Origin of the sequence: Sphingomonas sanguinis, from assembly GCF_019297835.1 — a bacterium.
GTDB classification, from domain to species: domain Bacteria; phylum Pseudomonadota; class Alphaproteobacteria; order Sphingomonadales; family Sphingomonadaceae; genus Sphingomonas; species Sphingomonas sanguinis_D.
The window spans coordinates 1204729-1228274 of record NZ_CP079203.1 but is presented as its reverse complement, the minus strand read 5'-3'; the positions used below and the strand labels follow the sequence as shown (position 1 = coordinate 1228274).

Below are 23546 nucleotides of genomic sequence, written 5' to 3'. Positions count from 1 at the left end.
CGCCCTTGTTGCACGCGCCATCATCCATGCCGCGCGACTGGCTGCGGGTAAAGCTGACAGTGAGGGGTTAACCGTTCCTTATGGGCTGGGGGCCTAGCACGGGGGCCGATCGGGGAATGGGGTCGTGCGCCGGGCGTATCGATGGCCTTCCTCTTGGGCTGGACCGGATGACCAAGATGACCACGTTCCGCACTCTTTTGTCCTGCAGCGTCGGCATGTTGATTCTGGCGGGCTGCACCGCGACCGGCCCGCGTACCGCCCGGCTGAAGCAGGAGGTCAGCCCAGCCAGGGCCACCGCAGCCCTTGCCGACCAGACCCGCCGGGTCCTGGCGCAGCGCGACGGCACCGCCGCCGTGGCGCTGGCCGAACGGCTGGTCGCCGCCGATCCCAGGGATGCGGGCTATCGTTCGCTGCTGGGGCAAAGCTATCTTCAGGCGGGGCGCTTCGCCTCGGCGCGACAGGCCTTTACCGACGCGTTGCAGCTCGACCCGGCGGATGGCCGCGCCGCGCTGAACCTCGCACTGGCGATGATCGCGGGCGGCAATGGCGAGGGGGCCAGAACGTTGCTCGATAGCCATGCCTCGGTCATTCCGGCCGCCGATCTGGGGCTTGCTCTGGCGCTGGCCGGAGCGCCGGGCGAGGGCGTCCGTTTGCTGACCGCCGCCGCGCGTGAGCCGGGGGCGAGCGTCAAGGCGCGACAGAATCTCGCGCTCGCGCTGGCGCTGTCGGGGCAATGGGATATGGCGCGCATGGCCGCGTCGGCGGACATGGCGCCTGCCGATGTCGAGGTGCGGATGCGCGAATGGGCCGACTTCGCCGCCAATACCAGCCCGGCCGACAGGGTCTCCTCGCTGCTGGGCGTGAAGCAGACGGTCGATACCGGCCAGCCGATCACGCTGGCGCTGAACGGCGCACCGTCTGCGGCGGTGGTGCAGGACATGGTTCAGGCCTTGCCCCAGCCCGATCCTAAGCCCGCCGCTGCCGAACCGGCGGCGCCGGGGATCCTCTTCGCCGCGCGTCAGGACGTCGTTCAACCGCTGCCCATGAGCGCCACACGCTCGGCCCAGCGCGACGACCAGCCCCAGCCGTCGATGGAGCGTATCGCGGCAGGCCCCGTCACCGCGCCCGCCCTGCTGCGTCGCGCGGAGGAGCGGCGGGTCGTCGCCCATCGTCGCGGCGACTGGAATGTCCAGATCGGCGCTTTCGGCAAGGCGGACGGTGCACAGAAGGCCTGGGGCCAGCTGACCCGCCGCTTCGACGGCCTGTCGGGCTATACCCCACAAAGCGGCACGGTGCGCCTGTCGGGCGAGCAACTTTACCGCCTGTCGGTCGGCGGTCTCAGCCGCGCCGATGCCGACTCACTCTGCCATCGCTACCGCGCGGCGGGTGGGGCCTGCTTCGTCCGGCGTCAGGCCGACGACCATATGGCGCAATGGGCACGGCCGGGGATCGGCATCGCCTCGCTCTGAGCGTTTTTCCAAATCAAACCGCCTCGCCCGCTGCGCGGCCGCTCGCCCAGGCCCATTGGAAATTGTACCCGCCCAGCCAGCCGGTGACGTCCACCGCCTCGCCGACGAAGTGCAGCCCGGGCACCGCCTTGGCCTCCATCGTCCGTGACGACAGCCCGGCGGTGGAGACACCGCCGACCGTCACCTCGGCCTTGGCATAACCCTCGCTGCCATTGGGGTGGAAGGTCCAGTCGGCGAGCCGTCCCTGTGCCGCCGCCAGCAGCTTGTCGGTCGCCGCGCCCAGTTCGTTCGGCAGCGCCAGTCGCTCCGCCAGCGTCTCCGCCAGCCGGTCGGGCAGATGCTGGCCGAGTGCCCGGCGTGGGCTGGTGCGGGGCTGGCTGCGCTTGAGTGCGACCAGCCAGTCGGGCGCACAATCGGGCAGGAAGTCGATGCCTATGGCCTCGCCGTGCCGCCAATAGGACGAGACTTGCAGGATCGCCGGGCCGGACAGGCCGCGATGGGTGAACAACGCCGCCTCGCGGAACCGCGTCTTGCCCGCGCGCGCGACGACCTCCGACGCGACGCCCGAGAGCGAGCGGAACAGCGTCTCCTCGCCGCCAAGCGTCAGGGGTACGAGGGCAGGGCGCGGCTCGACCACCTTCAACCCGAACTGGCGGGCAAGATCATAGGCATAGCCGGTCGCACCCATCTTCGGGATGCTCGGCCCGCCGGTCGCGACGATCAGGCGGGGGGCGGTTGCGGCCTTGCTGCCGTGCGTCACGTGGAACTGCATGCCGTCATGCGCGACCGCTTCGATCGACTGACCGAGCGCGATGTCGACCACGCCGCCGGACCGCGCCGCCCGGTCGCATTCGTCGAGCAGCATCGCCACGATCTGCCGCGCCGATCCGTCGCAGAACAACTGGCCCAGCGTCTTTTCATGCCAAGCGATGCCATGCGCCTCGACCAGCGCCAGGAAGTCTGCGGGCGTGTAGCGGCCCAGCGCCGACTTAGCGAAATGCGGGTTGGCCGACAGGAAACGGTCGGGCACGGTGCCGATATTGGTGAAGTTGCACCGTCCGCCGCCCGAAATCAGGATCTTCTTGCCCGGCGCCTCGGCATGGTCGACGACCAGTACCCGCCGCCCCCGCTGCCCGGCGGTGGCGGCAGCCATAAGCCCCGCCGCTCCCGCGCCGAGGATGATCGCGTCATAGTGTTGCATGGCGGGGGTTTAGAAGGGATCGGGCGCTAGAGATAGCGTTTACGGTAGCCGCTTGGCACGCCCCTCCCGCAGGCGGGAGGGGATGGGGGAGGGCCGCGCCACGGGCGATGGTCTCCGTGAGACCCCTTGCCCTCCCCTCGGTCCCCTCCCGCCTGCGGGAGGGGATGCAGAAGGAAGAGGAGGGGGCTACTCGACCTCCACCACCTCCACCGCGTCCGCCTTCCCCCCGAACGCCACCATTTCCCCCGCCATCGCCCCCATCAGCGCGCGTGCCAGCGGCGCGGCATAGGCGATGCGGTCGTGTGCGGGATCGGCCTCGTCATGGCCGACGATGGTCAGCGTCTTGGTCTGGCCGTTGAGCCGGATCGTCACCATGCTGCCGATCCCCACTTCATCCTCGGCGGGAGCGGGCGCCAGCTCCGCAGTGGCGGCGCGGGTGTTCCAATAGCGCAGTTCGCGCTGGAGCCGGGTGCGTTCCTCGTCGTCGGTCGCGGCGGCAACGGCGGCCTCGACTTCCGTCACCTTGGCGCGAGTCAGTTCTAGCCCGCGCGGCGTGACCAGATTGGGGCCGGGCGGAATGGGCAGCTCGAATTTGGGTTCGAGATGTTCCTCATCGGATTCGCGGCGAAAGGCGACACTCATTGGGGATCAACGCACAGGGTCATGGCGCGGCTCCATGGCGGGCCGATCGGTTCACCGCAAGCACGGCTTGAGTTTTCCGCGCAATAGTGTAAAGGGCCACGCTTTCACGGAACGCAAACATTCACCCGTGCCGCATGGGTGTATCCGCCAACTAAGAGGGATGGGTCCCTTGGTTCGGCGGTACGCGCTCCTTTTTCTGTTGGAGTCCCCATGCCTTTTTCTGCCTTGCCGCCGGTATTGTCGGCTGCCCTTTCCGCGCGTGGCTATACCGCGCCGACCCCGGTCCAAGCCGCCGTCATCGAGGATGACGCCCAGGGTCGCGACCTGATCGTGTCCGCCCAGACCGGTTCGGGCAAGACCGTCGCCTTCGGCCTCGCCATGGCGAGCGAGTTGCTGAACGGCGGCGATCACCTGCCCCAGCCGGGCGCGCCGATGGCGCTGGTCATCGCGCCGACGCGCGAGCTGGCGCTGCAGGTCAGCCGCGAGCTGGAATGGCTTTATGCCGGTGCCCGCGCGCGCATCGCAACCTGCGTCGGCGGCATGGACGCCTCGCGCGAACGTCGCGCGCTCAGCCATGGCACCCACATCGTCGTCGGCACGCCGGGCCGTCTACGTGACCATCTGGAGCGCGGTGCGCTCGACCTGTCGTCGCTGAAGTTCGTCGTCCTCGACGAGGCGGACGAGATGCTCGACATGGGCTTCCGCGAAGATTTGGAGCAGATCCTCGACGGCACGCCGTCCGAGCGCCGCACGCTGCTCTTCTCGGCGACCATGCCGCGCCCGATCGTGCAGCTCGCCAAGCGCTACCAGACCAATGCCAAGCGGATCGAGACGATCAGCGAGGACAAGGGCCATGCCGACATCGCCTATCAGGCGGTAACGGTCGCCCCCGCCGATATCGAGGCGGCGGTGGTCAACCTGCTGCGCCTGCACGAGGCCGAGGTCGCGATCCTGTTCTGCGCCACGCGCGACAATGTCCGCCATCTGCACGCCAGCCTGGTCGAGCGCGGTTTCTCGGCGGTGGCGCTGTCGGGCGAGCATTCGCAGAACGAGCGCAACCATGCGCTGCAGGCGCTGCGTGATGGGCGCGCCCGCGTCTGCGTCGCGACCGACGTCGCGGCGCGCGGTATCGACCTGCCCGGCCTGACTTTGGTCATCCACGTCGAAATCCCTCGCGATGCCGAGGCGTTGCAGCACCGTTCGGGTCGCACCGGCCGCGCCGGTCGCAAGGGCACCGCGATCCTGATCGTGCCGTACCCGCGCCGTCGCCGGGTCGAGGGGATGCTGCGCGGCGCCCGCATCGATGCCGAGTGGCGTCGTGCGCCGACGCTGGAGGAAATCCGCGCGCAGGACCGCGAGCGTCTGCTTGCCGCGCTGCTCGCGCCGGTCGAAGTGGACGAGGGTGATCGCGAACTGGCGACCCGCCTGCTCGCCGAAAAGTCGCCCGAGGACATCGCCGCCGCGCTGGTCCGCGCGCATCGCGCAGCACTTCCCCAGGCCGAGGAACTGGTCGAGGGTGACGCCCCGGCCCCGCGCGAGCGTCGCGAAGGGTTCGACGACACCGCCTGGTTCCGCATGAGCGTCGGCCGCAGCCAGAATGCCGATCCGCGCTGGCTGCTGCCGCTGATCTGCCGTCGCGGGCACATCACCCGCAACGAGATCGGCGCGATCCGCATCCAGCCCAACGAGACGCTGTTCGAGATCCCGTCCGCGCTGGCATCGCGCTTCATCGCCGCGCTGAAGCGGACCGAGGCGGACCATGCCGAGGACGATATCGCGATCGAGCAGGCCGATGGCCCGCCCGCCGGTGGGTCGGGTCATGGCGGCGGTCCGCGTCGTGGTCCGGGCGGCAACCGTCCGATGGGCGGTCGTCCGGCCGGTGGCCCCGGCGGCCCGCGCCGCTACGCGCCGCGTCCCACCCAGGGCGGCCCGCGCGGTCCGCGTCGCGGCTAAACCCCTCGCGGTTCCAGTAAAAAGCCCTCCCCGAGGCGTCTCGGGGAGGGCTTTTTTATTCCTCCCCAAGCTCGCTTGGGGAGGGGACCGCCGGGCGTCAGCCCTGTGGTGGAGGGGCAGGGGCCTCTCGCTGGCGTTGTCGGCTCCACCACCACTCGCTGACGCGAGCGTTCCCCCTCCCCATCGGAGATGGGGAGGATTTTTCAGGCGATCTCCCGCCCGGCCTTCCACAGCCGCAGCGCGCGGCCCTGGACCGGGAAGCCGTCGAACGGCGTATTCCCTGCCGAGGTGAAGGTGTCGCCCGACACCATCCATGGCGTCTCGGCATCGAACAGCATCAGGTCGGCGGGCTTGCCAGGCTCCAGCGTGCCGGTGTCGAGGCCCAGTATCTTGGCCGGATTGCTCGCCAGCAGCGTGAACAGCCGGGGCAGGGTGATCCGCTCGTCGCGGACCAGCATCAGCGCCAGCGGGAGGAGCGTCTCCGCCCCCGCCATGCCCGCTTCAGCGTCGACGAAAGGCAGGCGCTTCGACTCCGGCCCGTGCGGGTCGTGGCCCGAGCCGATCACATCGACCGTGCCGTCGGCGATCGCCGCTAGCGCGGCCTGCCGGTCGCTCTCGTCGCGCAGCGGCGGCGAGAGGCGGGCGAAGGTGCGGAAGTCTGTGATCGCGATGTCGGAAAGGTGGAGATGCGCGGGCGTGATGCCGCACGTAACCTTTACGCCCCGCCGCTTGGCCGCGCGGATCAGGTCGAAGCCAGCCGCCGTCGTCACCTGACGGATATGCAACTTCGCACCCGTCTCTTCCGCCAGCATCAGGTCGCGTGCGATGGCGAGCGACTCGGCGATGGCGGGGGCGGAGGGCAGCCCCAGACGGCTGGCCGTCTCGCCCTCGGTTGCGACCGCATCGGCGGCCAGGCCGCCGTCTTCGGCATGGGAAATGACGGTCAGCCCCAGGTCGCCCGCATAAGCGAGCACCCGGTGCATCACCCCCGTATCGGCGATCCAGCCCCGCCCGGTCCCGACCGCTTTCGCGCCCGCCGAGACGCACACCGCCATCTCGGCCAGGTCGGTGCCCGCCAGAGAGCGGGTCGCCGCCGCGATGGGGTGAATCCACAAATCGGGCCGCCCGATCAGCGCGGCGCGCTGCACCACGCCCGGATCGTCGAGCACCGGCGACTGGTCGGGCATCAGGCCGATGCGCACGATGCCGCCCGCGCGACAGGCGGCGCGGTCGACCTTGAACACGCCCAGATCGACGATGCCGGGGGCGAGCATCTTGCCGCCGCAGTCGACGACCGTCGCGCGCCCCGGCACGTCACCGGTGCCCGTGATGACGCCGTCCTCGACCAGCAGGGTCTGGCCCGTGATCTCGCCGCCGATCGGGCAGATCAAAGTGGCGTTGGTAAAGGCGGTGACGCTCATGCCCAGCCCTCCAGCTTGCGGGCGCGGCGGGTCAGCACGTCCAGGCACGCCATGCGCACCGCGACGCCCATCGCCACCTGCTCGGTGATCGCCGATTGCGGGCCGTCCGCCACCTCCGAGTCGATCTCGACCCCCCGGTTCATCGGGCCGGGATGCATGACCAGCGCACCCGGCTTGGCGCGTTTCAGGCGCTCGGCGGTCAGGCCGTAGCGCATCCGATATTCGCGGGTGGAGGGGATGTACCCGCCCGCCATCCGCTCGTTCTGGACACGCAGCATCATGACGACATCGGCATCCTCGATCGCTTCGTCGAAATCGGTGAAGGGGGTGACGAACATCCGCTCGATCCCCTTGGGCATCAGCGTCGAGGGCGCGCAGACCCGCACCTCGGCGGCCAGCGCGGTCAGTGCGAGAATGTCCGAGCGCGCGACGCGGCTGTGCAGGATATCGCCACAGATCACGACCTTCTGTCCCGCGACGCTCCCCCGGCGGCGGCGGATGGTCAGCATGTCGAGCAAGGCTTGCGTCGGATGCTCGTGCCGCCCGTCACCCGCGTTCAGGACGGGGCAGTCGACCTTGTCGGCGATCAGGCGCACCGCACCGCTCGCCATGTGGCGGATCACGATGACATCGGCGCGCATCGCGTTCAGCGTCATCGCCGTGTCGATCAGCGTCTCGCCCTTCTTCACGCTCGATTGCGCGGCGTGCATGTTGACCACGTCCGCGCCCAGCCGCTTTCCCGCGATCTCGAAGGACAGCAAAGTCCGGGTTGAATTCTCGAAAAAGGCGTTGATCTGGGTCAGGCCCGCCAGCCTTGTGTCGGGCGTATCGGTCGCGCCGCGATCGAGCCAGTGTTCCGCCTCGTCGAGCAGGAACATGATCTCATGCGGTTGAAGGCCGTCGATTCCGGTCAGATGCCGGTGCGGGAAAACGGCGCCACCCTGAATGAGCGTGCCGGGGCGATGATCCGAGGTCTGCATTAAAGCCGCCGGGTAGCGGGCGGGACGGCATTCGGCAAGGCTTCAGTCACGGCTGTCAGCGCATCGGCCGCGTGACCAGCACATAACCATCGCCGACCCGAACCAGACGGGCGCTTCCGATGGGAAAGCCCTGCGCCCTCAGCGCCGCCGTCAGGCCCTGCGCCGTGCCTGCATGGGCGGGCACATGCTCGCTCCAGAACAGGGTGGGGCAGTCGGGCGACAGGGTGCGGTCGCTGTCGAGCGCGAGCGGAAAGCCGAAATGGTCTGCGACGATATGATAGGCGAAGGGGAAGACGTAGCGATTCTCGGTCGGCGGCGCGTTCATGACGCTGCGATTGCCATTGGCGTCGACATGAACGCGGGTCGTTGGGCAGCTGCGCCGGATCGCGGCGATGGTCCGGCCCGTGCCATACCAGCTCGTCTGCGCCACCGTCCGGCCCGCATTGACGTAGATCGCCGTCAGCGCCGCAAGGCTCATCAGGAACGCGAAGATGATCGCGAACAGCGGTCGCACGCGCTCCAGTAGCGCCGCGACCCCCAGCGCCAGGATCATCGCCATCGGCGGGTGCAGCGTGACCAGATAGCGGTCGATGATGAAGGGCCGCCACAGATGGATCGCAATCATCACGACGCAACCGAGCACCAGCCCGACCGCCAGCGTCACCGCCAGATCGATCGCCGGGGCAAGGCGGCGGTTCTGCCAGCTTCGATAGGCCAGCAACGCGAAGCCGGTCATCGCCAGGATGGTGATCGGCGGATTGGACAGCAGGTTGCGCTCGACCTCGGTCTGGATCGCCCAGCGGGCCGCCATGAAGCCGCCCTTGATCCAGAAGTCGCGGGTATTGGCCTCGATCCGCCCGAACGAGCAGGCGATATGGACGATCATCGGAAGGGCAGCCACGGTCGCTGCGGCGAACAGCCGAGCGGTCCCCGGCAGATCGCGGGCGAGCAGGCGGCGCAGGATCATCGCGGCGGCGAGCGAGCCGACCACCATGCTGGCCGCCAGATGGATGTTGAACGCGACCAGCAGCGCAAAGGTCAGCATCGCCCATTCGACCCGCCGATGCGCGCGATACCCCCGGCCGAAGCCGACGAGCGCGGCGACCGCCACGGCGGCGGCGGCGAAGGCGAGATAGTTGGAGCGGAGTTCGGCCGCCCGGTCGATCGCGGGCCACGCACCGGCCAGCGCCACCGCGAACACCCAGCCGATCCGCCGCAACCCTTGCGGGGTCAGCCACCAGGCGATCTGGACCGTCGCGCCGACCAGCACGAACAGGTTGACGACCCGCCGCGCCTCCACCGTGGACCCCAGCCACGCGGTCGCGCGCACCAGCGCATAGAATAGCGGCGGATGATTGTCCGCCAGCCAGCGGTCAAAGGCATAGGGCAGGGGAATACCCGGCCGCGCGACGTAGAGCGTGTAGAACTCGTCATACCATGGCCCGCGCAGCCGCATGGCCATGACCATCGCGCAGACCAGCGTGACGAAAATTACGCCGAGCATCCCGCCCGTCCAGACGGAGGGCAGGCGCCAGCTGCGGCTGGACGACGGCGGTGCGGCGGGATGATCCGGGCTCATGCGGCTCAGGGTCTGCCCAAACGGCCGCGATACGACAAGCGAGGAGGCGCGGTGCTATCCCGATCCGACACAGAGGCTGGTTAACGGAGGCGGGAAGCTACGCTCTCAGGCCATGACCAGCGCATCGATCGCGGCCTGCAGGATATGCGCGGCGGCGAGGTTGTCGATCCGCTCGGCACGCTTGGCGCGGCTCATATCCTGTTCGATCATCGTGCGTTCGACCGCGACCGTCGACCAGCGCTCGTCCCAGAGCAGGACGGGGCCCAGATCGGCGCAGTTGCGGGCGAAGCTGCGCGTCGATTGCGAGCGCGGACTCTCGCTACCGTCCAGGTTCAGCGGCAGGCCGATGACCAGACCCTGCACGCCCTGCTGCGCGATCATCGCGATCAGCTGTTCCTTGTCCTTGGTGAACTTGGTCCGGCGGATCAGGGTGGCGGGGCTGGCGAAGCTCCATCCGGCATCGCACAGCGCGGTGCCGACCGTCTTGGTGCCGACGTCTAGCCCGATAAGCCGCCCGCCGGAGGGCAGGGCGGCGCGGAACTCGCTACGGTCTGTGGTAATCAGGCTCATCGAAAGGCTTTCAAACGGCGCTCCGCATCGGCGCGGACATTCGCCCAGAACAGGCTGTAGTCATAGACATGGTAATTGTTGCCCGGCAGCACATAGGGGCCGACGCTCGGTCCCTCGCCGATGGTCAGGATGCCGCGCCCCTCGCACTTGGCCGGCACCTTGCCCGCGGCGATGGCGGCGGTCTTGAGGTCGGCGGACGGATAGAGGGTGCCCAGATTGGCGGTGGCGGGCGCGGCGACGCCGGGTGTGCCGGTCAGCGGGTTGGTGCACAGCATCTGCGTGCCCTTGCGCGGCGCGCCGGTATAGCCGTTGGTCTGGTCGAACACGTCGAGGATCAACGACGGATCGGCAGGCTCGCCGAAGCTCTGCCAGCTTAGGATGCAGCCGGTCTGGTCGGGCGTCGCACAAGCGGGCAACCCCATGGCGGGCAGGTCGGCGGTCATCGAAATCGGCCAGCCGACCACATAGGCCGCAACGATCCGCCGCTTGAGGGCAGGAGTCTTCGCCACCCGGTCGGTCAGCAGCCGCGACAGGTGCAGCGCGCCCTGGCTATGCCCCGCCAGGATCAGCGGGCGCTTGGGATCGACGTCCGCCAGGAAGGCGGTGAAGGCGGCGTCCACATCCCTGTAGGCGAGGTCGAGCGCGCGCTCGGCATCCGCCATGCTGGTCAGGAACGCGCCGAAGGTCGCCTGGCGATAGCGCGGCGCCCAGATGTCGCCCGCTCCGTTGAAGGCGCTGGCCTGTCCGCGCAGGAACAGCTCGGCGCGGCCATTGGTCTCGGGATCGTCGAGCGGCGCGTTCCAGTGCGCCTTGCTGATATAGGAGGTCGGGTGGATGAAGAAGATTGCCGCGCCCTGGCCCGGTTGGCCCGGGGTATAGCCGGTCGGCACCCAGAGCGCCGGATTGCCCGGCAGGTCGGGCCGCGCCAGCCACATCTTGCGGTCGCGATATTCCTCGGCGCGCGTCACCGCCTGGGTCTGGAACGACTCGGACGGCACCGTCGACCAGCGGAGCAGCTGGTTGCCGAACAGGCGGTAAGCAAAGGCGGCGGCGATCGTCAGCACGATGAGTGCCGCCACGACATAGAGGAATTTGCGCGCCAAATCATCACTCCGTTGTGCGGCGCAACAAAATCGGACGGCCCGCAATTGCTATCCATGATGCCCCACTTGCCCCCATTGCAATCGCCGAGGCGGCAAAAGCGTTGCGCGAAGCCGCGCGGCGATGCTAGCCGCAAATCCATGTCCGTAGATACCGCAACCGTGAAGAAGATCGCGAGCCTCGCCCGCATCGCGATCACCGAGGAGGACGCGACGCGCCTCGCCCCCGAGCTTGGGAATATCCTGGGCTGGATCGAGCAACTGGGCGAGGTCGATACCCAAGGGGTCGAGCCGATGACCGCGGTGATCCCGAACCAGCTTCGCCTGCGCGACGACGTCGTCAATGACGGCGGCATCCGCGACCTCCTCATGCAGAATGCGCCGCAGGCCGAACACGGCTTCTTCACGGTGCCCAAGGTGATCGAATAATGACTGATCTCACCACACTCGGCATCGCCGCCATCCGCGACGGCGTGCGCGACGGCCTGTTCAAGGCGCGCGAAGTCGCCGAGGCGTTCAATGCCAAGGTCGCGGGGGCCGACGCGCTCAACGCCTTCCTGGTCAAGACCCCGGAGCATGCGCTCGCCGCCGCCGATGCGGCCGACGCGGCGCGTGCCGCTGGCGAGACGCTCAAGCCGCTCGCGGGTGTGCCGATCGGCATGAAGGATCTGTTCGCGACCAAGGGCGTCGCGACCACCGCCGCCAGCAAGATCCTCGAAGGCTTCGTGCCGCCTTATGAATCGACGGTTTCGCAGAATCTGTGGAACGCGGGCGCAGGCATGCTGGGCAAGCTGAACCTCGACCAGTTCGCCATGGGTTCGTCCAACGAGACCAGCGCGTTCGGCAACGTCATCTCGCCCTGGCGTCGCCCGAACGACACCGCGCCGCTCGCCCCCGGCGGGTCGTCGGGTGGGTCGTCGACGGCGGTGTCGGCGGGGCTGGCGCCGGGCGCGACCGGCACCGACACCGGCGGCTCGATCCGCCAGCCCGCCGCCTTTACCGGCATTTCCGGCATCAAGCCGACCTATGGCCGCTGCTCGCGCTGGGGCACGATCGCCTTCGCCTCCTCGCTCGACCAGGCTGGGCCGATGGCGCGCGACGTGCGCGACTGCGCGATCATGCTGGAGGCGATGGCGGGCTTCGACGCCAAGGACGCGACGTCGCTCAAGCTCGACGTCCCCAACTGGGAAGCCGCGCTGTCGACCGACCTGAAGGGCAAGAAGGTCGGCGTGCCCAAGGAATATCGCGTCGACGGCATGCCCGGCGAGATCGAAGCCTTGTGGCAGCAGGGCATCGACTGGCTGCGCGATGCAGGTGCGGAGATCGTCGAGGTCTCGCTGCCGCACACCAAATACGCGCTGCCCGCCTATTACATCATCGCGCCGGCCGAGGCGTCGTCCAACCTCGCGCGCTATGACGGCGTGCGCTACGGCCTGCGCGACCTGCCCGAAGGGGCGGGGTTGCAGGACATGTACGCCGCCACCCGCGCCGCCGGTTTCGGCGACGAGGTGAAACGCCGTATCCTGATCGGCACCTATGTGCTGTCGGCGGGCTTCTACGATGCCTATTATACGCAGGCGCAGAAGGTCCGCACGCTGATCGCCCGCGATTTCGAGCGTGCGTTCGAGCAATGCGACGTGCTCCTCACCCCGACCGCGCCCTCGGCGGCGTTCGCGCTGGGTGAGAAGCAGGCCGATCCGCTGGCCATGTACCTCAACGACGTGTTCACGGTGCCCGCCTCGCTGGCCGGGCTGCCCGCCATGTCGGTGCCGGGCGGGTTGGACAAGGACGGGCTGCCGCTCGGCCTTCAGATCATCGGCAAGCCGCTGGACGAGCAGGGCGTGCTGAACGCTGGCCTCGCCATCGAGCAGCGCGCGGGCTTTACCGCCCGTCCGCAGGCCTGGTGGTAAGCGACCGAGCCTTTTCGGCCCGCAACATCGCCGTGTTGCGGGAGGCGCAGGGCGCCCTGAACGTTGCGTTCGGGGCGATCCTCAGCGCCTATGTCGGCGTGTCGCTGAGCCATATGGAAGCCCAGCCCTTCGACCATCACACGCTGGCGCGCTTCTTTCTGGGCGTGGCGGGCTTCATCCTGTGCCTGTGCGTGGGCAACAGCGTGATCCTGCGCGGTGAGGTACGGCTGGGCATCCTGTTCCTGCTGCTGGGCGCGGGCGCGGCCTATATCGGGTTGCGGGAGGCGCGGAACCTCGGCTTCGAGACGTCCGTCCTGCGCATCCTGTCGACCTGCTGGATCGTCGCCCTGCTGGGCAGCAACGCCGTCCTGACGGCGATCAACTATCTTCATCATCGAGATCGAACATGAGCGAATATCGCATCCAGGGCGCGAGCGGAGAATGGGAGGTCGTGATCGGCCTGGAAGTCCATGCCCAGGTCACGACCAACGCCAAGCTGTTCTCCGGCGCGGCGACCGCGTTCGGCGCAGAGCCCAACACCCAGGTCTCACTGGTCGACGCCGCGATGCCCGGCATGCTGCCCGTGCCCAACATGGAGTGCATCCGCCAGGCGGTGCGAACCGGCATGGCGATCGATGCGCAGATCAACAAATGGTCGCGCTTCGACCGGAAGAACTACTTCTACGCCGATCTGCCGCAGGGCTATCAGATCAGCCAGCTCTACCACCCGCTGGTGGGTGAGGGCGCGATCGAGATCAGCCTGGACGAGAAGAACCCCGACGGCCCGACCAAGTCGATCGGCGTCGAGCGTATCCATGTCGAGCAGGATGCGGGCAAGCTGATGCACGACCAGCATCCGACGCGCTCCTATGTCGACCTCAACCGCTCGGGCGTGGCGCTGATGGAAATCGTCAGCCGCCCCGATATGCGTTCGCCCGCCGAAGCAGGGGCTTATCTCCGTAAGCTGCGCGCCATTCTCCGCTATGTCGGGTCGTGCGACGGCAATATGGAAGAAGGCTCGATGCGCGCCGACGTGAACGTGTCGGTGCGCAAGGTGGGCGACGAGTTCGGCACGCGCACCGAGACGAAGAACGTCAACTCGGTTCGCTTCGTCATGGCCTCGATCGAATATGAGGCCAAGCGGCAGGTCGCGGTGCTGGAGGACGGCGGCAAGATCGTCCAGGAAACCCGCCTGTTCAACGTCGAGAGCGGCACCACCCGCTCGATGCGGTCGAAGGAAGATGCGCATGATTATCGCTACTTCCCCGATCCCGACCTGTTGCCGCTGGAACTGACCGACGCGTTCCTCGAGGAATGCCGCGCCAGCCTGCCCGAACTGCCCGACGCCAAGCGTCGCCGGTATGAGGCGCTGGGCCTCACCGCGTATAACGCGGGCGTGCTGACCGCCGAGGTCGAGACGGCGCGCTGGTTCGACGGGTTGCTGGACGCGCTGGAAGGCACGAGCGCCAAGCCCGCGCAGGCGGCCAACTGGGTCGCAGCCGAGCTGTTCGGCGCGCTCAACCGGCTGGGCAAGGACATCACCCAGAGCCCGGTTTCGCCTGCGCAGGCGGCGGAATTGCTGGCGCTGGTCGCCGACGGCACGCTGTCGGGCAGCCTGTCGAAGCAGGTGTTCGAGATCATGCTGGAAACCGGCGATGGCCCGTCCAAGATCGTCGAGGAGCGGGGCCTCAAGCAGACCAGCGACACCGGCGCGATCGAGGCGGTGATCGCCGAGGTTCTGGAGAAGAATCCGAACCAGCTGGGCCAGTACCGTGGTGGTAAGGAAGCGCTGTTTGGGTTCTTCGTCGGTCAGACGATGAAGGCGATGGGCGGCAAGGCCAACCCGGCGGTGGTGAATGATTTGTTGAAGAAGGCGCTGGCGGGGTAAGGGCTCCCGCAAGAACTTCCCCTCCCGCAGGCGGGAGGGGGTTGGGGGGAGGGTAGGGAGCCTCGCAGAGCCCATCGCCTGTGGCTTTCCCTCCCCCATCCCCTCCCGCCTGCGGGAGGGGCGTGCTCTGGGCGTGTGGTACGCGCGCTCGCAAGTGGCGTGCCTATCCGACGGCCTGCGATAATCTTCCCGCTCAACCACAAGCCTCTCCCCTCCCGCAGGCGGGAGGGGATGGGGGAGGGCAACGGTGTCTCACCGAGCCCATCCCCAAAATCAGGACCTACTGCGCATCCAGATCCTGGTTCCGCACCACGCCGCCTGTCCCACCGACGCCGTCATGCTCGCCGGTATCGGTAAACGTCACCGGCTCTTCACCGCCTTCGCCACGCGCGACCGCATCCGAACGCGCCTCGACCGCCTGTTCGATGTCGCTGCGTGGGTCCTCGCGCGGCAGGCTGTCGGGGTTGTTCTCGGGCGCCTCGCTGGGCGGGCTGTCGGGATGGTTTTCGGGGTTGGTCGCCATGATCGGTTCCTTTCAAATCTGGGGCGGCTGGGCGGTACCGGGATCGCCGGGGCCGACGCCGGGGGCGGGCTGGTCGATGTCCGGGCCGGGCGGCACGATTTCGGGCGGCGGCGTATCGGGCTGGGCCGGTTGGGTCGGCGTCGGGCTTTCGGGCGGGGGCTGGGTTGCCATTCTCGCTCTCCGTAAATGGGCCGTTTTTCCGGCTGGGGAAGGCATAAACGCATCGGACACGCCGATGTTGCCTGTTGTCCCTTGCCGAAGCCGCCCAGGGTGATATAGACGCGCGCCCATCGGCGGTGTCCTCGTGCGGGCGTGGCGGAACTGGTAGACGCGCTGGATTTAGGTTCCAGTATCGTAAGATGTGGGGGTTCGAGTCCCTTCGCCCGCACCAGTCCCCGGTCACAACGGGGCGACAGCCACACGGAATTTCTCCAGATTGAAGGCCTTTAGATGCAGACTGTCGAGACGCTGAACGAGGGGCTGAAGCGCGCCTACACGCTCACCATCACTGCCAAGGACATCGAGGGTAAGGTCGATGCCGAGCTGAAGCGGATCGCTCCGCAGATGAAGATGCCCGGCTTCCGCCCCGGCAAGGTGCCGACGAACCTGGTTCGCAAGATGCACGGCCCGGCGCTGCTTCAGGATGCGCTGAACACCGCGCTGCAGGAAGGCGTGCAGTCGCTGATCGCCGAGAAGAACCTGCGTCCCGCGATGCAGCCCCAGGTCGAACTGGTCGGTGAGTATGAGCAGGGCCAGGACGCCACGCTGAGCGTCACGCTCGAAGTCCTGCCGCAGGTCCCGACCCCGGCGATCGACGCCCTGAAGCTCGACCGCCTGACCGTGCCAGTCGCCGACGAGGCGGTGGACGAGCAGCTCCAGAAGTTTGCCGACCAGCAGAAGCGCTGGGACGACGCGGGCGACAAGGCCGCCGAGCAGGGCGACCAGGTCACCGTCGACTTCGTCGGCAAGACCCTGGACGGCGTCGCCTTCGAGGGCGGCTCGGGCGAGGACATGGCCGTCGAGATCGGCGGCGGTCGCCTGATCCCCGGTTTCGAGGACCAGCTGGTCGGCGTGAAGGCCGGTGAAGAGAAGCAGATCTCGGTCACCTTCCCCGAGGACTATCCCGCCAAGGACCTGGCCGGTCAGCCCGCGACCTTCGACCTGACGATCAAGTCGGTGAAGACCGCCGGTGAAGCCAAGATCGACGACGAGATGGCGAAGAATCTGGGCCTCGAAAGCCTGGAGCAGCTGCGCGGTCTGCTGAAGGGGCAGATCGAGCAGGAGCATAACGGCCTGACCCGCACGTACATGAAGCGCAAGCTGCTCGACCAGCTGGCCGATGGCCACGACTTCGAAGTGCCGCCGTCGATGGTCGAGGCCGAGTTCTCGCAGATCTGGGCGCAGCTCGAGCATGAAGCCACGCACGAGGAAGACCCCGAGGCCGCCAAGGCCGAGATGGAGAAGGAGCGCGACGATTATAAGAAGATCGCCGAGCGCCGCGTCCGTTTGGGCCTGCTCCTCTCGGAGATCGGTCAGGCCAACGGCGTCGAAGTGACCGCGCAGGAGATGAACCGCCTGATCGCGCAGGCCGCGCAGCAGTACGGCCCGGAAGATCGCCAGCGCTTCATCCAGTATGTCCAGCAGGAGCCGATGGCCGCCGCCCAGCTGCGCGCCCCGCTCTATGAGGACAAGGTCGTCGACTTCCTGTTCGGCAAGGCCGAGATCACCGACCGCGAAACCACCCGTGAGGAACTGGAAGCCGCGATCGAGAGCGAAGACGGTTTCGCGACCGGCACGCACATCCACAACCATGATCACGACCACGATCATGACCATGGTGCGAAGAAGTCGAAGGCGAAGGCCAAGAAGGCCGACGTGACCGAGGACGCCGCTTCCGACGAAGCGACCGCCGAGGACGCGCCGAAGAAGGCCACCCGCGCCAAGAAGGCCGCTCCGGCCGAGGGCGAGGCGGAAGCGACCGAGGAAGCCGCCGCCAAGAAGCCGCGCGCCAAGAAGGCCGCCGCTCCGGCGGAAGGCGAAGCGGACGCCGCCGAGGCGCCTGCGAAGAAGCCGCGCGCCAAGAAGGCCGCGCCGACCGAATAAGGTCGGTTTCGGACTTCGGTTCGTGACGAACAGGGAAGGGCGGCCGCGTAAGCGGTCGCCCTTCCTGCGTTGAGGTCCTCCCCTCGCCGGGGAGGATAGGGCTACCCCGTGGGCCTGACTTCGCGCATAGAAAGCATGGGACGTGACGGGGGGCCGGATCGCCCGCCTTATGACGAGGATATGGTGTGAACGAACCCCGGATCGCGGTTTTGCTGCCCTGCTATAACGAAGAGGCGGCGATCGCGCAGACCATTGCGGGCTTTCGCGAGGCGCTCCCGTCCGCGACCATCTATGTCTATGACAACAACAGCAGGGATCGCACGGTCGAGGTCGCCCGTGCGGCGGGCGCGGTCGTGCGGTCGGAGCGCATTCAGGGCAAGGGCGCGGTTGTGCGGCGCATGTTCGCCGATGTCGATGCCGACATCTATGTCATGGCGGACGGGGACGCGACCTATGACGCGGCCTCCGCCCCCGATCTCGTCGCGCGCATGGTCGAGGAACAGCTCGACATGGTCGTCGGCCAGCGGGTGAGCGAGGCCGAACTGGCCTATCGGCGCGGGCACCGCTTCGGCAATGCCATGTTGACGGGGATGCTCGCCAAGCTGTTCGGGCGCAGCTTCACCGACATCCTGTCGGGCTACCGCGTGTTTTCGCGCCGGTTCGTGAAGAGCTTTCCCGTGCTCTCGGTCGGTTTCGAGATCGAGACCGAGATCAGCGTCCATGCGCTGGAGCTGAAAATGCCCTGCGCCGAGATCGCCACGCCCTATTATGCCCGGCCCGAGGGGTCGGCGTCGAAGCTCAGCACCTATTCGGATGGCTGGCGGATTCTGCGCACCATCATCAAGCTCTATCGGATCGAGCGGCCGATGTGGTTCTTCGGCGCGGTCGCCGCGCTGTTCGCCGCGCTCGCCGTGCTGCTCGCGATACCGCTCATCCTGACCTATCTCGATACGCATCAGGTGCCGCGCTTCCCGACCGCGATCCTGTCGACCGGCCTGATGCTGCTCGCCGGGCTGAACCTGTTTACCGGCCTGATCCTCGACACCGTCGTCCGGGGGCGACAGGAAGTGCGGCGGCTCGCCTATCTGGCGCTGCCCGCGCCGGGTTCGGTGGGATAGTCGCGCAGCGCGAGGAGGAAGAGCGCAAAGCCGCTGGCGATCGTCCAAGCCAGGGTGCGCTCCATGAACCAGGCATGGACCAGCGTATGCTGCCAGAAACCCAGCAGCATGGCGGCGATGGCGGCATTGGAGAGGATGAGCGCGATCGTCCGCGCCCGCATCGCCGGTGACCCGGTGGCGATCAGGCGCCGTGCGCCCCATTGCCCGATGAATAGCGCGATCAGCACGAACCCCGCGGCCATCAGCGGCATCCCCGCCGCCAGCGCCTCGATCCCCTTGGCAAGCTGCTTTGCCATATGGAACAGGCCCAGATCGGCCTGCTCGCTATGCGCGATGTTCAGACCCATGCGGACCTGGAGCTGATCCGAATATTCGCCGATCGTCGCCCATCCGAAGACCTGCGCCACCAGCAGGATCTTCAGTGCCGCCGTACCGATGACCGCAGTGCAAAAGGCCATGAGCGGGGCGACCGGAACGGGCTGAGGCGCCGCGTCCCATCGCGGCCCCCAGGCAAAGGCGAGGCCGCCGATCACCGCCGCAAGGCCCAGCGGGATGCCGCCGGTGAGGAACTCGAACGTCATGGTCATCGCACCGAACAGCGCGGCGGACAGGATCGCGGTGCGCGATCCGATCCCGTTGCGCACCCCAGAAACCGCTAGGAACAGGAGATAGGCGAGCAGAACGATATCCGCTGGTCCATGGCTCAGCGACTGGCCGAAGCTCTCCAGCCCGAACCACCGGGCGAAAGTCAGAAAGACGACCAGCCAGAACAGCCCCTGCACCGGCCGTCGCCGTCGCACCACCGCCACCAGCCCGGTCACGATCCCGGCCAGCACTAACAGGGTCAGCGTCGCGTGATAGCGGGTACGGATGGCCAATACCGACAGCCTGGGCAGCAGCATCCGCACGAGCAGCGTATGGCCATGGATATAGCGGTGGTAGAAATCGGCCTTTTGCGTCCGCGCGCCTCCTAGCAACTGGTGCAGGATGGCGCACTGGGTTTGGGGCGGGGTCGGCGCGCGGGCCAGCGGGCTGACCGTCAGCGCGTCGATCCCGGCGCGCTGTTGCAGGGCCAGGTGCAGGATCAGGCAATCATTATATTGATGCCAGCCAAGGTCCGTATCGCCCTTCAGATAGTCGCGGTCCTGAAGATTCCCCTCGACAAAGGCCTGGGCGACATGGGCACGCGCTGCGGGCAGATCGCGGTGCAGCGCGGCACGGTTGGCCAGGCAGAACAGCGCGAAGACGACCGCCGCGACGAACACCCCGACCAGCATCCCGACGATGATCGCGCGCGGTTGCCATACGCTCCGCAGTGCCGACCGGACCAGGGTGAAGCGCTGCGAGGCAGGCGGCGTGGGTGATGTCGAAAGTGTAGTCATCGGTTTTGTACGCTTCCGCCGGAATCATGACGGTTCCGTCATAACCGATGCGCGGGAAAAAAGGGTAAACGCCGCGTCCCGGCACGCGGGGTCGGCTGACGGGGCTTGAATATGCGCGGCCACCACGCGACATAGGGGCTCTTCTGGGCATAAGAGAGAATTCCATGCACAATCCGTTCGAGACCGGCGATTTCGCGAGCCCGCTGGCCCATGCTGGCGTCGGGCTGCAGCAGACGCAGGCCGGGCTGGTTCCGATCGTCATCGAACAGTCGAACCGCGGCGAACGGTCGTTCGATATCTTCAGCCGCCTGCTGCGCGAGCGCATCATCTTCGTCACCGGTGGTGTCGAGGACGGCATGGCCTCGCTGATCTGCGCGCAGCTGCTGTTCCTTGAGTCGGAAAATCCGAAGAAGGATATCTACATGTACATCAACTCGCCGGGCGGTGTCGTCACGGCGGGCATGGCCATCCATGACACGATGCAGTATATCCGTCCGCGCGTCGGCACGCTCTGCATCGGCCAGGCCGCTTCGATGGGCAGCTTCCTGCTGTCGGCCGGTGAGCCGGGCATGCGCGTGGCGACCACGAACAGCCGCATCATGATCCACCAGCCTTCGGGCGGGGCGCAGGGCATGGCGGCCGATATCGAGATCCAGGCGCGCGAGATCCTGCGCATGCGGCACTTCCTGAACACGCTGTACGCCAAGTACACCGGCAAGCCGCTGGAGGAAATCGAGCGTGCGATGGACCGCGACAAGTTCATGAGCGCCGAGGAGGCCAAGGAATTCGGCCTGATCGACCAGGTGTTCGACAAGCGTCCGACCCCGGCGGACGACGCGTCGACCGCGGCGTAAGACGGGTCGTTCAGCGTGAACGTTTTATTTCGATTGTGACTTTATCGGGGTGCGGTACGATGCGCACCCCGGCAACGGTAGCGCACCGCTTCATAGGTGCGAGAGGTGATTGATGGACAAGGTGAGCGGTGGCAACTCGAAAAGCACCCTCTATTGCTCGTTCTGCGGCAAGTCGCAGCACGAGGTACGCAAGCTGATCGCGGGGCCGACCGTCTTCATTTGCGACGAGTGCGTGGAGCTGTGCAACGACATCATCCGTGAGGAGACCAAGTCCGCGCTTGTCTCCAAGAAGGATGGTGGCGTGCCGACGCCGCAGGAAATCTGCAACGTGCTCGACGACTATGTCATCGGGCAGAAGCAGGCCAAGCGTGTCCTGTCGGTCGCGGTGCACAACCACTATAAGCGCCTGAACCACGGTGCGAAGGGCGCCGATGTCGAACTCGCCAAGTCGAACATCCTGCTCGTCGGCCCGACCGGTTGCGGCAAGACGTTGCTGGCGCAGACGCTGGCGCGTATCCTCGACGTGCCGTTCACCATGGCGGACGCGACGACGCTGACCGAGGCCGGTTATGTCGGCGAGGATGTCGAGAACATCATCCTGAAGCTGCTCCAGGCATCGGATTACAATGTCGAGCGGGCGCAGCGCGGCATCGTCTATATCGACGAGATCGACAAGATCAGCCGCAAGGCCGAGAACCCCTCGATCACCCGCGACGTGTCGGGCGAGGGCGTTCAGCAGGCGCTGCTCAAGCTGATGGAAGGCACGACCGCCAGCGTTCCGCCCCAGGGCGGGCGTAAGCATCCGCAGCAGGAATTCCTGCAAGTCGACACGACGAACATCCTGTTCATCTGCGGCGGTGCGTTTGCGGGTCTGGAAAAGATCATTGGTGATCGTCTGCAGGGCAAGTCGATCGGCTTCGGCGCCTATGTCGCGGCGCCTGAGGAAAAGCGGACGGGCGAATATCTGCGCCAGACCGAGCCGGAGGATCTCCTCAAGTTCGGCCTGATCCCCGAATTCGTCGGCCGTCTGCCGGTCATCGCGACGCTCGAGGACCTTGACATCGCGGCCTTGGTCAAGATCCTGTCCGAGCCGAAGAATGCGCTGGTCAAGCAGTATCAGAAACTGTTTGAGATGGAGAGCGTCGAGCTCGACTTCACCGACGATGCGCTGACCACGGTCGCCAAGAAGGCGATCGAGCGCAAGACCGGCGCACGCGGGCTTCGCTCGATCCTGGAGGGCATTCTGCTCGATACCATGTTCGACCTGCCCGGCATGGACGGCGTCGACGAGGTGATGGTCGACAAGGACGTGGTCGAGGGCCGCAAGGAACCGATCCGCGTCTATGCTGAAAAGGCGAAGAAGAAGGACGACGCGGCCGCCTGATCGGGCATGTGACGTCTGGAATTTGATGGCGGGCGCTTCCCCATGGGAAGCGCCCGTTTTCGTGTGAGGCCCGTTTCGTATGAGGAATGCGATGGTGACGATGCGTGAGGCGGGAGCCGGCGACCGGGCGGCGGTGGCGATGATGCTGGGCCGCGCCTTTGCCGACGATCCAGCCATGTCCTATATCTTTCCCGATGCGGCCGACCGGGCGAAGCGCTTGCCGCGCCTGTTTGCGCTACTGTTCGACAGTGACGCGGTGGGGATGCGGTTGGTCAGCGACGCGGCGGATGCCGGGACCTTCTGGCGACCGCCGGGGCAGGCGCATGTGCCGACCATGGCCTTTGTCCGGCGGCTGATCCCGGTGCTGCACGCGCTGGGGGCGTCACTGCCCCGCGCGATGCGGCTGGGCGATGCGATCGAGGCACATTTCCCGAGCGGGCCTTTCTGGTATCTGCATATCGCGGGCGTCGATCCGGCGCGGCAGGGACGGGGGTTGGGCGGTGCATCGATCCGGGCCGGGCTGGCCCGGTGCGATGCCGATGGCGTGCCCGCCTATCTGGAGACGGCGACCGAGAGCAATGTCGGGCTTTATGCGCGGCTGGGCTTCCAACTGACCGGGGAATGGTCGGTGCCCAAGGGCGGTCCACGCTTCTGGTCGATGATCCGGCCGGTCGGCGGGCTATAAACATTCCTCCCCTTACAGGGGAGGATATTGGGCTCTGTCGACGCGTTGCCGCTCCGAACAGGAGATGCCGCGATGAAACCCCATATGATCTGCCACATGATTTGCAGCCTCGACGGGCGCATCCTGCAAAGCCGTTGGCGGCCCGAGAGCTACAAGCCCGGTGAACTCTTCGAGGACCTGCACGACCGGATCGGCGGCGACGCGTGGATCGTCGGACGGGTAACGGGGCAGGAATTCGCCAAGGGCGACCGTTATCCTGATACGGACGAGAGCTTCCCGCGTCAAAACTGGTTCGCGACCCGTGAGGCCGACGCGTTCGGCGTCGTGCTGGACGAACAGGGCAAGATCGTCTGGGGCCGAAGCGATATTGGTGGCGATCCGATCGTCGTCATCCTGACCGAGGCGGTGTCGGATGCGCATCTGGCCGGGCTGCGTGGCGACGGGGTGTCCTATATGTTTGCGGGCGCGGAGACGATCGACCTGCGCGCGGTTCCCGAAATTCTGAACCGGGAACTAGGTGTAAAGACCCTGCTGGTCGAGGGCGGGGGTACGGCGAATGGCGAATTCTTGCGCGCCGGGCTGATCGATGAGATCAGCATGGCGCTCTGCCCCGCGATCGACGGTGCGGCGGGCGCGCCCAGCCTGTTCCATTCGGCGGATCAGGACGCGGATACGCCCGCACCGCTGACCGGGCTGATGCTGACCCATCACGAGGTGCTGCCGGATGGTGAGGTCTGGCTGCGTTACAGGGTGGAGAATGCGGCGTTGGCCTAGCGACCCTCAC

22 protein-coding genes and 1 tRNA gene are annotated in these 23546 nt (G+C 67.2%); 13 read left to right on the top strand and 10 right to left on the bottom strand.

Going from position 1 to position 23546, the window contains the following annotated elements; translation table 11 throughout:
• Positions 1–167 precede the first annotated feature (167 nt).
• The gene (locus KV697_RS05410; RefSeq protein WP_219020408.1) at positions 168–1469 is read left to right on the top strand and encodes an SPOR domain-containing protein; all 1302 of its coding nucleotides are present in this window, start codon (positions 168–170) and stop codon (positions 1467–1469) included.
• A 13-nt stretch (positions 1470–1482) separates the two neighbouring features.
• On the opposite strand, the gene KV697_RS05405 is transcribed toward KV697_RS05410, so the two are convergent.
• Positions 1483–2670 (bottom strand): NAD(P)/FAD-dependent oxidoreductase, encoded by a 1188-nt coding sequence (locus KV697_RS05405; RefSeq protein WP_219020407.1) that lies wholly within the window; start codon positions 2668–2670, stop codon positions 1483–1485.
• 186 nt (positions 2671–2856) lie between these two features.
• Positions 2857–3312 (bottom strand): GreA/GreB family elongation factor, encoded by a 456-nt coding sequence (locus KV697_RS05400; RefSeq protein ID WP_219020406.1) that lies wholly within the window; start codon positions 3310–3312, stop codon positions 2857–2859.
• 210 nt (positions 3313–3522) lie between these two features.
• On the opposite strand from KV697_RS05400, the gene KV697_RS05395 reads away from it, so the two are divergent.
• Complete coding sequence (locus KV697_RS05395) at positions 3523–5265, top strand: DEAD/DEAH box helicase (protein ID WP_219020405.1); 1743 nt, start codon at positions 3523–3525, stop codon at positions 5263–5265.
• Between the two features lie 203 nt (positions 5266–5468).
• Here KV697_RS05395 and KV697_RS05390 read toward each other — a convergent pair whose 3' ends face one another.
• The 5 genes from KV697_RS05390 to KV697_RS05370 form a co-directional block, all read right to left on the bottom strand.
• Positions 5469–6686 carry a dihydroorotase gene (locus KV697_RS05390; RefSeq protein WP_219020404.1) on the bottom strand — a complete coding sequence of 406 codons (1218 nt, stop codon included), beginning with the start codon at positions 6684–6686 and terminating at the stop codon, positions 5469–5471.
• Positions 6683–7666, bottom strand: coding sequence for an aspartate carbamoyltransferase catalytic subunit (locus tag KV697_RS05385; RefSeq protein ID WP_007405051.1), 984 nt, complete (start codon positions 7664–7666; stop codon positions 6683–6685). The genes KV697_RS05390 and KV697_RS05385 overlap by 4 nt, the downstream gene beginning before the upstream one ends.
• 55 nt (positions 7667–7721) lie before the next feature.
• Positions 7722–9245: a hypothetical protein gene (locus tag KV697_RS05380; RefSeq protein WP_219020403.1), complete on the bottom strand. Its 1524-nt coding sequence runs from the start codon at positions 9243–9245 to the stop codon at positions 7722–7724.
• A 105-nt stretch (positions 9246–9350) separates the two neighbouring features.
• Positions 9351–9815 (bottom strand): Holliday junction resolvase RuvX, encoded by a 465-nt coding sequence (gene ruvX / locus KV697_RS05375; protein WP_219020402.1) that lies wholly within the window; start codon positions 9813–9815, stop codon positions 9351–9353.
• Positions 9812–10918: a DUF3089 domain-containing protein gene (locus KV697_RS05370; RefSeq protein WP_219020401.1), complete on the bottom strand. Its 1107-nt coding sequence runs from the start codon at positions 10916–10918 to the stop codon at positions 9812–9814. Before KV697_RS05370 ends, ruvX begins: the two co-directional genes overlap by 4 nt.
• Before the next feature lie 138 nt (positions 10919–11056).
• Between KV697_RS05370 and gatC the strand changes: the two genes are divergently transcribed.
• Genes gatC through gatB form a run of 4 tightly spaced genes read left to right on the top strand, consistent with a single transcriptional unit; the run spans position 11057 to position 14713 of the window.
• Positions 11057–11344 (top strand): Asp-tRNA(Asn)/Glu-tRNA(Gln) amidotransferase subunit GatC, encoded by a 288-nt coding sequence (gene gatC / locus KV697_RS05365; RefSeq protein WP_037568622.1) that lies wholly within the window; start codon positions 11057–11059, stop codon positions 11342–11344.
• Positions 11344–12825 (top strand): Asp-tRNA(Asn)/Glu-tRNA(Gln) amidotransferase subunit GatA, encoded by a 1482-nt coding sequence (gene gatA / locus KV697_RS05360; RefSeq protein WP_219020400.1) that lies wholly within the window; start codon positions 11344–11346, stop codon positions 12823–12825. The genes gatC and gatA overlap by 1 nt, the downstream gene beginning before the upstream one ends.
• On the top strand, positions 12819–13235 hold the full coding sequence (locus KV697_RS05355) for a hypothetical protein (RefSeq protein WP_219020399.1): 417 nt from the start codon (positions 12819–12821) through the stop codon (positions 13233–13235). Before gatA ends, KV697_RS05355 begins: the two co-directional genes overlap by 7 nt.
• Entirely contained in the window at positions 13232–14713 is a 1482-nt protein-coding gene (gene gatB / locus KV697_RS05350; RefSeq protein WP_219020398.1) for an Asp-tRNA(Asn)/Glu-tRNA(Gln) amidotransferase subunit GatB, read from the top strand. Before KV697_RS05355 ends, gatB begins: the two co-directional genes overlap by 4 nt.
• A gap of 280 nt (positions 14714–14993) precedes the next feature.
• On the opposite strand, the gene KV697_RS05345 is transcribed toward gatB, so the two are convergent.
• A complete protein-coding gene (locus tag KV697_RS05345) occupies positions 14994–15236 on the bottom strand; it encodes a hypothetical protein (protein ID WP_219020397.1) in 243 nt (80 codons plus the stop codon).
• A 12-nt stretch (positions 15237–15248) separates the two neighbouring features.
• Positions 15249–15407 (bottom strand): hypothetical protein, encoded by a 159-nt coding sequence (locus KV697_RS05340; RefSeq protein ID WP_168371512.1) that lies wholly within the window; start codon positions 15405–15407, stop codon positions 15249–15251.
• Between the two features lie 135 nt (positions 15408–15542).
• Between KV697_RS05340 and KV697_RS05335 the strand changes: the two genes are divergently transcribed.
• The 3 genes from KV697_RS05335 (at position 15543) to KV697_RS05325 (ending at position 18457) form a co-directional block, all read left to right on the top strand.
• Positions 15543–15627: transfer RNA gene (locus KV697_RS05335), tRNA-Leu, on the top strand.
• Between the two features lie 59 nt (positions 15628–15686).
• Complete coding sequence (tig, locus tag KV697_RS05330) at positions 15687–17339, top strand: trigger factor (protein ID WP_219020396.1); 1653 nt, start codon at positions 15687–15689, stop codon at positions 17337–17339.
• Between the two features lie 185 nt (positions 17340–17524).
• Positions 17525–18457 carry a glycosyltransferase family 2 protein gene (locus tag KV697_RS05325; protein ID WP_219020395.1) on the top strand — a complete coding sequence of 311 codons (933 nt, stop codon included), beginning with the start codon at positions 17525–17527 and terminating at the stop codon, positions 18455–18457.
• On the opposite strand, the gene KV697_RS05320 is transcribed toward KV697_RS05325, so the two are convergent.
• Positions 18421–19839, bottom strand: a complete 1419-nt coding sequence (locus KV697_RS05320) for a hypothetical protein (protein WP_219020394.1) — start codon at positions 19837–19839, stop codon at positions 18421–18423. The genes KV697_RS05325 and KV697_RS05320 overlap by 37 nt on opposite strands.
• Before the next feature lie 164 nt (positions 19840–20003).
• Here KV697_RS05320 and clpP point away from each other — a divergent pair, with 164 nt between their 5' ends.
• From clpP to KV697_RS05300, 4 genes are all read left to right on the top strand, one after another.
• On the top strand, positions 20004–20693 hold the full coding sequence (clpP, locus tag KV697_RS05315) for an ATP-dependent Clp endopeptidase proteolytic subunit ClpP (protein WP_257575627.1): 690 nt from the start codon (positions 20004–20006) through the stop codon (positions 20691–20693).
• Positions 20694–20805: 112 nt separating this feature from the next.
• On the top strand, positions 20806–22077 hold the full coding sequence (gene clpX, locus KV697_RS05310) for an ATP-dependent Clp protease ATP-binding subunit ClpX (protein WP_219020393.1): 1272 nt from the start codon (positions 20806–20808) through the stop codon (positions 22075–22077).
• 91 nt (positions 22078–22168) lie between these two features.
• Positions 22169–22762, top strand: a complete 594-nt coding sequence (locus KV697_RS05305; RefSeq protein WP_219020392.1) for a GNAT family N-acetyltransferase — start codon at positions 22169–22171, stop codon at positions 22760–22762.
• 72 nt (positions 22763–22834) lie between these two features.
• Entirely contained in the window at positions 22835–23536 is a 702-nt protein-coding gene (locus tag KV697_RS05300) for a RibD family protein (RefSeq protein WP_219020391.1), read from the top strand.
• Positions 23537–23546: the final 10 nt, after the last annotated feature.